This window comes from Enterobacter sp. DNB-S2 (assembly GCF_019443845.1).
In the GTDB taxonomy this organism is placed as follows: Bacteria; Pseudomonadota; Gammaproteobacteria; order Enterobacterales; family Enterobacteriaceae; genus Enterobacter; species Enterobacter asburiae_B.
In genome coordinates, this window is sequence record NZ_CP050520.1 from 2,233,730 (window position 1) to 2,246,878 (window position 13,149).

General features: G+C 55.2%; 11 protein-coding genes. All 11 read left to right on the forward strand.

Features of this window, described 5'->3' with window-relative positions:
* Window positions 1–2 precede the first annotated feature (2 nt).
* Window positions 3–1,091 (forward strand): 3-phosphoserine/phosphohydroxythreonine transaminase, encoded by a 1,089-nt coding sequence (gene serC, locus HB664_RS10520; RefSeq protein ID WP_029739497.1) that lies wholly within the window; start codon window positions 3–5, stop codon window positions 1,089–1,091.
* Window positions 1,092–1,160: 69 nt separating this feature from the next.
* Window positions 1,161–2,444 carry a 3-phosphoshikimate 1-carboxyvinyltransferase gene (gene aroA / locus HB664_RS10525; protein WP_029739498.1) on the forward strand — a complete coding sequence of 428 codons (1,284 nt, stop codon included), beginning with the start codon at window positions 1,161–1,163 and terminating at the stop codon, window positions 2,442–2,444.
* Window positions 2,445–2,629: 185 nt separating this feature from the next.
* Window positions 2,630–3,313 carry a (d)CMP kinase gene (gene cmk / locus HB664_RS10530; protein WP_013097305.1) on the forward strand — a complete coding sequence of 228 codons (684 nt, stop codon included), beginning with the start codon at window positions 2,630–2,632 and terminating at the stop codon, window positions 3,311–3,313.
* Between the two features lie 111 nt (window positions 3,314–3,424).
* Entirely contained in the window at window positions 3,425–5,098 is a 1,674-nt protein-coding gene (gene rpsA / locus HB664_RS10535; RefSeq protein ID WP_008499966.1) for a 30S ribosomal protein S1, read from the forward strand.
* 170 nt (window positions 5,099–5,268) lie between these two features.
* Window positions 5,269–5,556, forward strand: a complete 288-nt coding sequence (ihfB, locus tag HB664_RS10540; protein ID WP_008499965.1) for an integration host factor subunit beta — start codon at window positions 5,269–5,271, stop codon at window positions 5,554–5,556.
* 215 nt (window positions 5,557–5,771) lie between these two features.
* The gene (locus HB664_RS10545) at window positions 5,772–8,036 is read left to right on the forward strand and encodes a ComEC family protein (protein ID WP_219940768.1); all 2,265 of its coding nucleotides are present in this window, start codon (window positions 5,772–5,774) and stop codon (window positions 8,034–8,036) included.
* A gap of 36 nt (window positions 8,037–8,072) precedes the next feature.
* Window positions 8,073–9,821: a lipid A ABC transporter ATP-binding protein/permease MsbA gene (msbA, locus tag HB664_RS10550; RefSeq protein WP_033145094.1), complete on the forward strand. Its 1,749-nt coding sequence runs from the start codon at window positions 8,073–8,075 to the stop codon at window positions 9,819–9,821.
* Complete coding sequence (lpxK, locus tag HB664_RS10555; RefSeq protein ID WP_219940769.1) at window positions 9,818–10,795, forward strand: tetraacyldisaccharide 4'-kinase; 978 nt, start codon at window positions 9,818–9,820, stop codon at window positions 10,793–10,795. The genes msbA and lpxK overlap by 4 nt, the downstream gene beginning before the upstream one ends.
* A gap of 44 nt (window positions 10,796–10,839) precedes the next feature.
* Complete coding sequence (locus tag HB664_RS10560) at window positions 10,840–12,069, forward strand: winged helix-turn-helix domain-containing protein (protein ID WP_219940770.1); 1,230 nt, start codon at window positions 10,840–10,842, stop codon at window positions 12,067–12,069.
* A 45-nt stretch (window positions 12,070–12,114) separates the two neighbouring features.
* Complete coding sequence (gene ycaR / locus HB664_RS10565; protein WP_006174474.1) at window positions 12,115–12,297, forward strand: protein YcaR; 183 nt, start codon at window positions 12,115–12,117, stop codon at window positions 12,295–12,297.
* Window positions 12,294–13,040, forward strand: coding sequence for a 3-deoxy-manno-octulosonate cytidylyltransferase (kdsB, locus tag HB664_RS10570; protein ID WP_219940771.1), 747 nt, complete (start codon window positions 12,294–12,296; stop codon window positions 13,038–13,040). The genes ycaR and kdsB overlap by 4 nt, the downstream gene beginning before the upstream one ends.
* Window positions 13,041–13,149 lie beyond the last annotated feature (109 nt).

Genomic DNA, 13,149 nt, shown 5'->3' on the forward strand with positions numbered 1-13,149 from the left:
AAATGGCTCAAGTCTTTAATTTCAGTTCAGGTCCGGCAATGTTACCGGCAGACGTGCTTAAACAGGCTCAACAGGAACTCTGTGACTGGAACGGTCTCGGTACGTCGGTGATGGAAATCAGCCACCGTGGTAAAGAGTTTATTCAGGTGGCGGAAGAGGCAGAAAAGGATTTTCGCGATCTGCTGAATATTCCCTCGAACTACAAAGTATTGTTCTGTCACGGCGGTGGACGCGGCCAGTTTGCAGGCGTTCCGCTGAATATCCTCGGTGACAAAACGACGGCTGACTACGTTGACGCGGGTTACTGGGCGGCAAGCGCCGTTAAAGAAGCGCATAAATACTGCACGCCGAATGTTATCGACGCCAAAGTGACCGTTGACGGTCTGCGCGCCGTGAAGCCAATGAGCGAGTGGCAGCTTTCCGATAACGCAGCGTATCTGCACTACTGCCCGAACGAAACCATTGACGGGATTGCCATTGACGAGACGCCAAACTTCGGTAGCGATGTCGTGGTTGCCGCCGACTTCTCCTCCACCATTCTGTCTGCGCCAATTGATGTCAGCCGCTACGGCGTTATCTATGCGGGCGCGCAGAAAAATATCGGCCCGGCCGGTTTGACTATCGTCGTTGTGCGTGAAGACCTGCTGGGTAAAGCACATAAATCCTGTCCGTCGATTCTCGATTACACCGTGCTGAACGATAACGATTCGATGTTCAACACCCCACCAACGTTTGCCTGGTATCTCTCCGGCCTGGTCTTCAAATGGCTGAAGCAAAACGGCGGCGTGGCGCAGATGGACAAGGTGAATCAGCAGAAAGCTGAACTGCTGTATGGCGTGATCGACAAGAGCGATTTCTACCGCAACGATGTGGCGAAAGCGAACCGTTCCCGTATGAACGTGCCGTTCCAGCTGGCGGACAGCAGCCTGGACAAAGTGTTCCTGGAAGAGTCCTTCGCGGCAGGTCTGCATGCGCTTAAAGGTCACCGTGTCGTTGGCGGCATGCGTGCCTCCATCTATAACGCGATGCCGCTGGAAGGCGTTAAAGCCCTGACGGATTTCATGATCGACTTCGAACGTCGTCACGGTTAATTTGCTGTTTTTCACCCCCGCAGCGTCCCTGCGGGGTTTTTATTATGTTGAGTTGAGAGTTTAGTTTTCATGGAATCCCTGACGTTACAACCTATCGCGCGGGTAGATGGCACCATTAATCTGCCTGGTTCAAAAAGTGTCTCGAACCGCGCTCTGCTGCTGGCAGCTCTGGCAAACGGCACCACCGTCCTCACAAACCTGCTGGACAGCGATGACGTGCGCCATATGCTCAATGCGCTGAAAGCGTTGGGCGTTCATTACACTCTCTCCGACGATCGTACCCGCTGCGAAGTGACCGGCAACGGCGGCGCGCTGCGATCGGGCGAAGAGCTTGAGCTGTTTCTGGGCAACGCCGGTACCGCGATGCGCCCGCTGGCGGCGGCCCTGTGCCTGGGTAGCAATAACATTGTGCTGACCGGCGAGCCGCGCATGAAAGAGCGTCCGATTGGTCACCTGGTGGATGCTCTGCGTCAGGGCGGCGCGCAGGTTGAGTATCTGGAGCAGGAAAACTATCCGCCACTGCGTCTGCGCGGCGGTTTTACCGGCGGTCACGTCGAGGTGGACGGCAGCGTCTCCAGCCAGTTCCTGACGGCCCTGCTGATGACCGCGCCGCTGGCACCGCAGGATACGGTTATCACCATTAAAGGTGAGCTGGTCTCCAAACCGTACATTGATATAACCCTGCACCTGATGAAAACCTTCGGCGTTGAGGTGGAAAACCAGTCTTATCAGCGCTTCGTGGTGCGCGGGGCGCAGCAGTACCAGTCTCCGGGTAACTATCTCGTTGAAGGGGATGCGTCATCCGCGTCCTACTTCCTGGCCGCGGGTGCGATTAAAGGCGGCACGGTAAAAGTGACCGGTATTGGCCGTAACAGCGTGCAGGGCGACATCCGTTTTGCGGACGTGCTGGAAAAAATGGGCGCCATTGTCACCTGGGGCGATGACTTCATCTCCTGTACTCACGGCGAGCTGAACGCCATCGACATGGACATGAACCATATCCCGGATGCGGCGATGACCATTGCCACGGCGGCGCTGTTTGCCAAAGGCACTACCACGCTGCGTAACATCTACAACTGGCGCGTAAAAGAGACGGACCGCCTGTTCGCGATGGCGACCGAGCTGCGAAAAGTCGGTGCCGAGGTGGAAGAGGGCGAAGACTACATTCGCGTGACCCCTCCGGCAAAACTGCAGTTTGCGGAAATCGGCACCTATAACGATCACCGTATGGCGATGTGCTTCTCGCTGGTGGCGCTGTCAGACACGCCAGTCACCATTCTTGACCCGAAATGTACGGCGAAAACGTTCCCGGACTACTTCGAACAGCTGGCACGCATTAGCACGCTGGCCTGATAACGTATTGCCGCATCGCCCGATGCGGCATTTGCTTACGCTTCATTACGAACATCTCCGCTCATTTCTTCTACACTCTGCTTCAATCATTCCGTAATTTGCACGCAAAGGTAACAGTTGCGCACGTTGGCGCGTATAATGCGCGGCGTTCATGTAAACGGTATGCCTTATTTAAGGAGAAAAAGATGACGGCAGTTGCCCCGGTAATCACCATTGATGGGCCGAGTGGCGCAGGGAAAGGTACTCTGTGCAAAGCGATGGCGGAAGCATTGCAATGGCATCTTTTAGATTCGGGAGCAATCTATCGCGTGCTGGCGCTGGCCGCGCTGCATCACCATGTGGATGTCGCGTCTGAAGAAGCGCTGGTTCCGCTGGCTGCGCATCTGGATGTGCGTTTCGTATCGACCGATGGCAACCTGGAAGTCATCCTTGAAGGGGAAGACGTGAGCGGCGAAATCCGTACGCAGGAAGTGGCTAATGCGGCCTCTCAGGTCGCGGCGTTCCCGCGCGTTCGCGAGGCGCTGTTACGTCGTCAGCGCGCGTTCCGTGAAGCCCCGGGGCTGATCGCTGACGGACGCGATATGGGAACGGTGGTATTCCCTGATGCGCCAGTGAAAATTTTTCTTGACGCCTCTTCGGAAGAACGTGCTCAACGCCGCATGCTTCAGTTGCAGGAAAAGGGGTTTAGTGTTAACTTTGATCGCCTTTTATCCGAGATAAAAGAGCGCGATGACCGCGATCGTAACCGCGCCGTCGCCCCACTTGTTCCTGCAGAAGATGCATTAGTTCTGGATTCAACCAGTTTAACTATTGAGCAAGTGATTGAAAAAGCGCTACAATATGCGCGCCAAAAACTGGCACTCGCGTAATCGCGACCGATTTAGTAGTACCCCCGCTGCAATGGATTGACGGCGGGTATGTGAAACAACCCCATCCGGCACGGAGCCAGGTGGACGTTAATATTAACCTGAAGATTAAACATGACTGAATCTTTTGCTCAACTGTTTGAAGAATCCTTAAAAGAAATCGAAACCCGCCCGGGTTCCATCGTTCGCGGTGTTGTTGTTGCTATCGACAAAGACGTAGTACTGGTTGACGCCGGTCTGAAATCTGAGTCCGCCATTCCGGCAGAGCAGTTCAAAAACGCCCAGGGCGAGCTGGAAATCCAGGTAGGTGACGAAGTTGACGTTGCTCTGGACGCAGTAGAAGACGGCTTCGGTGAAACCCTGCTTTCTCGTGAGAAAGCTAAACGTCACGAAGCATGGATCACGCTGGAAAAAGCTTACGAAGAAGCTGAAACTGTGGTCGGTGTTATCAACGGCAAAGTTAAAGGTGGCTTCACTGTTGAGCTGAATGGTATTCGTGCGTTCCTGCCAGGTTCTCTGGTAGACGTTCGTCCAGTTCGTGACACTCTGCACCTGGAAGGCAAAGAGCTTGAATTCAAAGTAATCAAGCTGGACCAGAAGCGTAACAACGTTGTTGTTTCCCGTCGTGCCGTTATCGAATCCGAAAACAGCGCAGAACGCGATCAGCTGCTGGAAAACCTGCAGGAAGGCATGGAAGTCAAAGGTATCGTTAAGAACCTCACTGACTACGGCGCATTCGTTGACCTGGGCGGCGTTGATGGCCTGCTGCACATCACCGACATGGCGTGGAAACGCGTTAAGCACCCAAGCGAAATCGTGAACGTGGGCGACGAAATCACTGTTAAAGTGCTGAAGTTCGACCGCGAGCGTACTCGTGTATCCCTCGGCCTGAAACAGCTGGGCGAAGATCCATGGGTAGCTATCGCTAAGCGTTACCCAGAAGGTACTAAACTGACTGGTCGCGTAACCAACCTGACTGACTACGGCTGCTTCGTTGAAATCGAAGAAGGCGTTGAAGGCCTGGTGCACGTTTCCGAAATGGACTGGACCAACAAAAACATCCACCCATCCAAAGTTGTTAACGTTGGTGATGTAGTGGAAGTGATGGTTCTGGATATCGACGAAGAACGTCGTCGTATCTCCCTGGGCCTGAAACAGTGCAAAAACAACCCATGGCAGCAGTTCGCGGAAACCCACAACAAGGGTGACCGTGTTGAAGGTAAAATCAAGTCTATCACTGACTTCGGTATCTTCATCGGCCTGGACGGCGGCATCGATGGCCTGGTTCACCTGTCTGACATCTCCTGGAACGTTGCAGGCGAAGAAGCAGTTCGTGAATACAAAAAAGGCGACGAAATCGCTGCAGTTGTTCTGCAGGTTGACGCAGAGCGTGAGCGTATCTCCCTGGGCGTTAAACAGCTCGCAGAAGATCCGTTCAACAACTGGGTTGCACTGAACAAGAAAGGCGCAATCGTAAACGGTAAAGTGACTGCAGTTGACGCTAAAGGCGCAACCGTAGAACTGGCTGACGGCGTTGAAGGTTACCTGCGCGCTTCTGAAGCTTCACGTGACCGCGTTGAAGATGCCACTCTGGTTCTGAACGTAGGCGACGACGTTGAAGCTAAGTTCACCGGCGTTGACCGTAAGAACCGTGCAATCAGCCTGTCTGTTCGTGCTAAAGACGAAGCTGATGAGAAAGATGCAATCGCAACTGTTAACAAACAAGAAGATGCAAACTTCTCTAACAACGCAATGGCTGAAGCTTTCAAAGCAGCTAAAGGCGAGTAATATCAGGTTCTCAGCATCATTTGCGCTGTAACGCATTTACAGCGTGAAGGATGAGGAGCAAACTTGACAGATTGCAGGATTCGTCCTGTAATCAATAACAAAGGGCGGCTACGGCCGCCCTTGTTTAATGAGCTGTTCAGCTAATTGGTTTGAAAGGAACCGGAGGAATCATGACCAAGTCAGAATTGATTGAAAGACTTGCCAGTCAGCAACCGCATATCCCTGCCAAGGCAGTGGAAGATGCCGTAAAAGAGATGCTGGAGCATATGGCCTCCACTCTTGCCCAGGGCGAGCGCATTGAAATCCGCGGTTTCGGTAGTTTTTCTCTGCACTATCGTGCTCCACGTACCGGGCGTAACCCGAAAACTGGCGATAAAGTCGAGCTGGAAGGTAAATACGTTCCACACTTTAAGCCGGGTAAAGAACTGCGCGATCGCGCCAATATTTACGGCAACTGAGTTTAGCCAGACGGTTAAACTGGGTTCGAAAGAAAGCACCTGCGGGTGCTTTTTTTGTCTCTGTCGCTTTCCTTCTGAAGGTGCCCCGCATTTTTCCGTTTCGTTTTCTGCAAACCGATAAAAACAGCACAGCGCGCGCTGTAAAACGTACTTTTCCCATCTGACAATTCGCTCTGCCTGATTAGATACTGCCCCTCTGAAACAGGGAGGTAGCAATGGGAATTCCCGCGCTTAGCATCTGCGTCATTCTGGCAATAGCCCCGTTACTCTGGTTACCTCAACTGCCATCACGTCATACCGTGTGGATAATGATTGTTGGCGGGATCGTGCTGGCCGCACGGCGAAACGTACGACTGAAGTATGCGGGTATCACGCTGTTATGTTGCGTGTGGGGTATTCTGGCTGCGAAGGAGAGCGTCTGGCCGATGCAGCATTTAACCACGGGGGCCGTGCAGGCTGAGGTAGCGATCGCCGCCACAGATGGCGCAACGCAGCATCAGGGAAACATTCTTAGCGTTGATGGCAAGCGCTGGTGGGCCTCTACCGGCATAACGCTGTATGGCAATTATCTGCCACAGAAAGCGTGTGCCGGTCAGCGCTGGACCATGACGCTCAGGCTCAGGCCTGCGCACGGCGAGCTGAACGACGGCGGTTATGATTCTCAGCGCAGCGCTTTTGCCCGCCATCAAACGCTGAGCGGGCGTTTCACCCGTGCGGAACTCGTTGATGGACGCTGCAGCCTGCGAGCGCAATATCTCATGTCACTGCAAAACCGCCTTTCTGCTTACCGATGGGGGGCAGTTATCCTCGGACTGGGAATGGGTGAACGTCTGGATGTGCCTCGGGAAATACAAGACCTGATGCGTGAAACCGGGACGCTGCATCTGATGGCGATTTCGGGACTGCATATCGCGCTGGCGGCATCCCTCGCCTGGTTACTCGCACGTGGGCTCCAGTTTTTATTACCCAGCCACCGGATCCACTGGCAAATGCCTCTTCTGGCCGGGTTATGCTTTGCCGCTTTCTACGCCTGGCTTACCGGTCTTCAACCGCCTGCGCTACGAACGGTCATCGCGCTTGCTGTGCTTGCAATGTTGCGGATCGCTGCCCGACAATGGTCTCCCTGGCAGGTGTGGGTTTGCTGTATCGCGGCAATCCTGATAAGCGATCCCTTAGCCATACTCTCGCAGAGTCTGCTCTTGTCTGCATTTGCCGTCGCCGCGCTGATTTTCTGGTTTCAGTGGCTACCTCTTCCTGGCTGGCGCAGGGCACGACGTCTACGGCCGCTGCTGAACCTGATCTATCTGCAGGTGGGTATGTTGATGCTGCTGATGCCGCTACAGGTCCTGATTTTCCATGGCTTCAGCATTTCTTCTCTGGTCGCGAATCTCTTTGCCGTTCCCCTGGTGACGTTTGTCTCCGTGCCGCTGATCCTGCTCGGTATGCTGCTTCATCTGCTGCCGCTGGCGGCACCTGAAAGCGTCGTCTGGTTCGCAGCCGATAAATCACTTGCGGGGCTGTTCTGGCTCCTCATGCGCCTGCCTGACGGCTGGCAGAGTGTCGATCAACGCTGGCAGTACATGACGCTACTGCCCTGGCTTATCATCATCGGCTGGCGCTTTCGTGCCTGGAAAACCCTTCCTGCCGTTTGTCTTGCAGGAAGTGTCTTACTGACATTTCCTCTCTGGCGAACGGAAAAAAGCGAGAGCTGGACGCTGCATATGCTGGATGTGGGGCAGGGGCTGGCGATGGTCATTGAACGGCAGGGAAAAGCCATTCTCTATGATACCGGGCTCGCCTGGCCGGGCGGGGATAGCGCGCAGCGGTTGATTATCCCGTGGCTTCGCTGGCATCACCTGCGGCCTGAAGGCGTTATTCTCAGTCATGAGCACCTCGACCATGCGGGAGGACTCGCATCGTTGCAAAAAGCGTGGCCTGACGCGTGGGTAAGAAGCCCATTGCGCCAGGCGGGACATCGCCCCTGTTTTCGCGGGCAGAGATGGAAATGGCAGGGACTCTCCTTCACCGTCCACTGGCCCCCCGAAAATTACCCGGCGCAGGGAAATAACCATTCCTGCGTGGTCAAGGTGGACGACGGTGAGCAGAGCGTTCTGCTAACAGGGGACATTGAAGCACAAACGGAACAGGCTATGCTTAGCCATTACTGGCGTTATCTGACGTCTACGCTTATACAGGTGCCCCATCATGGCAGCAATACTTCTTCTTCATTGCCGCTGGTGCAGCGGGTGGAAGGTCAGATCGCCCTGGATTCAACGGCCCGCTATAACGCATGGCGATTCCCGTCGGCAAAAGTTGTCCGACGTTATCGAAAAGAGGGGTACATCTGGCACGATACCCCTCATTCTGGACAAATATCGGTGACATTCTCGCAACATCACTGGCAAATCCGGCGCTTGCGAGAGCAATTTTTACCCGTTTGGTATCATCAGTGGTTTGGCGAGCCCGTCGATAACGGGTAGAATATGCGGCTATTTCAACGAATGCTGGTTTTTTGAATGCATAACGACAAAGATCTCTCCACGTGGCAAACCTTCCGCCGACTCTGGCCGATGATTGCGCCCTTTAAAACAGGCCTGATCGTGGCGGGAGTAGCGTTAATCCTCAACGCAGCCAGCGATACTTTTATGCTATCGCTTCTCAAACCGTTACTGGACGACGGTTTTGGTAAAACGGATCGCTCAGTGTTGCTATGGATGCCTCTGGTGGTTATCGGACTGATGATCTTACGCGGCATCACCAGCTATATCTCCAGCTACTGTATTTCCTGGGTATCAGGGAAAGTGGTGATGACCATGCGCCGTCGCCTGTTCAGCCACATGATGGGCATGCCGGTCTCGTTCTTTGACAAGCAGTCTACCGGGACGCTGCTGTCCCGTATTACTTACGACTCAGAGCAGGTTGCCTCCTCGTCCTCAAGCGCGCTGATCACCGTTGTGCGTGAGGGTGCGTCAATCATCGGCCTGTTCGCGATGATGTTCTATTACAGCTGGCAGCTGTCGATCATCCTTATCGTTCTGGCACCGATAGTTTCTATTGCTATCCGCGTCGTCTCAAAGCGCTTCCGCAATATCAGTAAGAATATGCAGAACACGATGGGGCAGGTGACGACCAGCGCGGAACAGATGCTGAAAGGGCATAAAGAAGTTCTGATTTTTGGCGGTCAGGACGTCGAAACCAAACGCTTTGATAAAGTCAGCAATAAAATGCGTCTGCAGGGGATGAAAATGGTCTCGGCCTCTTCCATCTCTGACCCGATTATTCAGCTGATTGCGTCACTGGCGCTGGCATTCGTCCTCTATGCGGCAAGTTTCCCTAGCGTGATGGAGACGCTGACGGCGGGTACTATCACCGTGGTCTTCTCCTCAATGATCGCCCTGATGCGTCCGCTGAAATCCCTGACGAACGTGAACGCCCAGTTCCAGCGCGGGATGGCCGCCTGTCAGACGCTGTTCAGCATTCTGGATTCCGAACAGGAAAAAGATGAAGGTACTCGCGAGATTGAGCGCGCCCGTGGCGATGTTGAATTCCGCAATGTCACTTTCGCCTATCCTGGACGTGAAACGCCGGCGCTGCGTAATATCAACCTGTCCATTCCGGCGGGTAAAACCGTGGCGCTGGTGGGCCGTTCCGGCTCGGGTAAATCGACGATTGCCAGCCTGATCACCCGTTTCTACGATATTAACGAAGGTGAGATCCTCCTGGACGGTCATGACCTGCGGGAATATACCCTGCAGTCGCTGCGTAACCAGGTGGCGCTGGTTTCCCAGAACGTGCACCTGTTCAACGATACTGTGGCAAACAACATTGCTTATGCGCGCACGGATGAATACAGCCGTGAGCAGATTGAGAATGCCGCGCGTATGGCCTACGCAATGGACTTTATCAACAAGATGGATAACGGTCTGGATACGATAATCGGTGAGAACGGTGTACTGCTCTCCGGCGGTCAGCGTCAGCGTATCGCCATTGCGCGTGCGCTGCTGCGCGATAGCCCGATTCTGATCCTGGACGAAGCGACCTCCGCGCTGGATACGGAATCTGAACGCGCTATTCAGTCTGCCCTGGATGAGCTGCAAAAGAACCGTACCTCGCTGGTGATTGCGCACCGTCTGTCGACTATCGAGCAGGCTGACGAAATCGTCGTGGTTGAGGACGGTATCATTGTTGAACGCGGAAGCCATGCTGATTTGCTGGAACACCGCGGCGTTTACGCCCAGCTTCATAAGATGCAGTTTGGCGAATGATTGCACGCATCTGGTCCGGTGAATCTCCGCTGTGGCTCCTGCTTTTGCCGCTCTCCTGGCTATACGGCCTGGTGAGCGGCATTATCCGTCTGCTTTACCGTCTGGGGCTGAAGCGCGCCTGGCGCGCGCCGGTTCCGGTTGTGGTGGTCGGTAATCTTACGGCGGGCGGCAACGGTAAAACGCCGGTAGTGATCTGGCTGGTGGAGCAATTGCAAAAACGCGGTATCCGCCCCGGGGTGGTATCGCGCGGATATGGTGGTAAAGCGGCGCGTTATCCGCTGCTGCTGACGGCGGAAACCACGACTGCCGAAGCGGGTGATGAGCCGGTATTGATTTTCCAGCGTACCGGCGCGCCGGTTGCGGTCTCCCCGGTGCGCAGCGACGCCGTTCAGGCACTGCTTGCCGAACATGCGGTACAAATCATTATCACTGACGATGGCCTGCAGCATTACGCCCTGGCGCGTGATAAAGAGATTGTGGTCATCGACGGGATTCGTCGCTTCGGTAACGGCTGGTGGCTGCCGGCCGGGCCCATGCGCGAACGCGCTTCGCGTCTTAAGTCCGTTGATGCGGTGATTGTGAACGGCGGTGAGGCAAAAGCGGGTGAAATCCCGATGTACCTGCAGCCGGGCCTGGCGGTCAACCTGGTGACGGGTGAACGCCGGTCGGTTGCTGAGCTGCCTTCACCGGTGGCGATGGCGGGGATTGGCCATCCGCCGCGCTTCTTCGCGACGCTGGAACACTGTGGTGCCCGGCTGGAAAAACGCGTTCCACTGGCCGACCATCAGGCGCTGGTGGAAGGGCAGGTAGACGCCCTGACCGTACCCGGGCAGTCGCTAATCATGACCGAAAAAGATGCGGTGAAATGCCGTGCCTTTGCGAAAGATAACTGGTGGTATCTGCCGGTTGACGCTGAACTCAGCGGCGAGCAGCCGGAACACTTGCTCCAGGAACTGATTGCGTTGGTGAAATAAACGCTTACGCGGTTCTGGTGGCGCTTTGACTGACAGGATAACGCATGTCTTTACCGCAACTCTCGCTTTCAGCCGCACGTCATTTACATCTTGCCGCGCAGGGACTGCTTAAAAAGCCCCGCCGCCGCGCGCAGCCTGCCGATATTCTCTCTACCGTCCAGCGCATGTCGCTGCTTCAAATTGACACCATTAACATTGTGGCCCGTAGCCCTTACCTGGTGCTGTTTAGCCGACTGGGAAATTATCCTTCGCAGTGGCTGGATGAGGCACTCAGCAAGGGGGAGTTGATGGAGTACTGGGCGCACGAAGCCTGCTTCCTGCCCCGCAGCGATTTTGCCCTGGTTCGCCACCGTATGCTTGCCCCTCAAAAGATGGGCTGGAAATACCGTCAGGCGTGGATGCTGGAACATGCTGCCGAAATTGAGCAGCTTATCGCGCATATTCAGGAAAACGGTCCCGTACGCTCCGCCGATTTTGAACACCCGCGCAAAGGCACCAGCGGCTGGTGGGAGTGGAAGCCGCATAAACGTCATCTCGAAGGGCTGTTTACCTCTGGCAAAGTCATGGTGATTGAGCGGCGTAATTTTCAGCGCGTCTACGACCTGACGCATCGCGTGATGCCGCACTGGGACGACGAGCGTGACCTGCTTACCCAGGAGGCGGCCGAGGCTATCATGCTCGAAAACAGCGCCCGCAGCCTGGGAATTTTCCGCCCGCAATGGCTGGCTGATTATTATCGCCTTCGTCAGCCCGCGCTGAAACCGCTGCTGGATATCTGGCAACGCGAACAGCGCGTCATCCCCGTCACGGTGGAAACGCTGGGCGAAATGTGGCTGCATGCGGATCTCCTCCCGCTACTGCCTCTGGCCCAGGAGGGGAAACTTCAGGCAACCCACAGTGCGGTGTTGTCGCCTTTCGACCCGGTCGTCTGGGACAGAAAACGCGCCGAGCAGCTGTTCGATTTTAGCTACCGGCTGGAATGTTATACCCCAGCGCCAAAGCGCCAGTATGGTTACTTTGTTCTCCCGCTGCTGCATAAGGGGCAACTGGTCGGGCGTATGGACGCCAAAATGCACCGCAAGACAGGCACGCTTGAAATTATTGCGCTTTATCTGGAAGAGGGTGTCAGGGTGACGGCGAGCCTGGAAAAAGGGTTAACGTTCGCCATTAGCGAATTCGCGCGCTGGCAGGGTGCCTGCGACGTGACGCTGGGCCGGGTGCCCGACGGACTGTTTACATCCTGTCGAAGTGGCTGGGAAACAGGCACTCCCTGAAAAGGGAATGTGTTAAGCTTTAGCGATTACCCATACGGAGGAACTATGGATCACCGTTTACTTGAAATTATTGCCTGCCCGGTATGCAACGGCAAACTCTACTACAGCCAGGACAAACAGGAGCTGATTTGCAAGCTGGACAGCCTGGCTTTCCCGCTGCGTGACGGCATTCCGGTACTGCTGGAAAATGAAGCTCGTTCCCTGGTGGCAGAAGAGAGCAAACCATGAGTTTTGTTGTCATTATTCCTGCGCGTTATGCCTCAACGCGTCTGCCGGGTAAACCGCTGGTGGATATCAACGGCAAGCCGATGATTGTGCATGTCCTTGAGCGTGCGCGTGAATCCGGTGCCGATCGCGTGATTGTTGCTACCGATCATCCTGACGTCGCCCGTGCGGTTGAGGCGGCAGGCGGTGAGGTATGCATGACCCGCGCCGATCACCAGTCCGGCACCGAGCGTCTGGCGGAAGTGGTTGAAAAATGTGGCTTCGGTGATGATACGGTCATCGTGAACGTGCAGGGTGACGAGCCGATGATCCCGGCGGTGATTATCCGTCAGGTGGCAGAAAACCTGGCTCAGCGTCAGGTCGGTATGGCGACGCTCGCGGTGCCCATTCACCACGCTGAAGAGGCATTCAATCCCAATGCGGTGAAGGTGGTCATGGATGCCGAAGGCTATGCGCTCTATTTCTCACGCGCCACGATCCCGTGGGATCGCGATCGCTTTGCGCTCTCTAAAGAGACGATCGGTGATACTTTCCTGCGTCATATCGGGATCTACGGCTATCGCGCCGGTTTTATTCGTCGATATGTTACCTGGGCGCCGAGTCCGCTGGAGCATATCGAAATGCTGGAGCAGCTTCGCGTGCTCTGGTACGGCGAAAAAATTCACGTTGCCGTTGCCAGCGAAGTGCCTGGAACGGGCGTTGATACGCCGGAAGATCTTGAGCGCGTTCGCGCCGAGTTGCGCTAATCCCGCCTGCATCCCTCCTGTCGGAGGGATGTTCTCTCCCTCGCTAATTCCCCTTTCTTTTTCCTAATTGTTCTCTTCCGGGTGACATCTCCCTTCAGGACGCTCATTA